The organism is Vibrio sp. 2033 (assembly GCF_033339735.1).
In genome coordinates, this window is sequence record NZ_JAWOVC010000867.1 from 1 (window position 1) to 512 (window position 512).

General features: G+C 40.8%; 1 protein-coding gene. It reads left to right on the forward strand.

Annotation, left to right across the window (positions count from 1 at the left end; translation table 11 throughout):
• Nucleotides 1-512 (forward strand): transcriptional regulator (locus tag R7P74_RS29535; RefSeq protein WP_318124315.1); only part of this gene is annotated, 512 nt, incomplete at both ends.

Here is a 512-nt window from a genome sequence, read left to right on the forward strand (position 1 = left end):
GCTTTACGAGAAAAAATAAAAGAAAAAGGCATTGGATATTCCGAGCTTTCTATTGGACTTGGAATCCCGCTTTCTACCATAAAAAGGCAGCTTCACAATACGTCTCTTGGTTTAGATAAAATCTTGTTGTACGCCACGCACCTTGATACGGATTTGGTTGAGTTATCCATGCGAGGTAAGCAGCTGCAGCAAGAGAGTGAACAGTTTATCACCGACACCAACAGTGAGATTTTCCATCAATATCCTCACTTATTTGATTTTCTTTATCTTTTGCGTCGACCTGAGTGGTCTTTAGAAGAGATCGCGCGGAGATACCAGCTGAGTGATACTTCCATTGCGCTCTATTTACGCGCGCTAGAAATGATGGATTACATTGAACTGAAAGGGGATAAACACTATCAATTTAAAGATACAGGCCGCTTTATTTTTGAAGAAGGTTCAAATTTAGACACGCTATTTGCACAGCGCTTTCGTGAAGAAGTGTTTAGCCACGATATTCGACCTCCAATTTG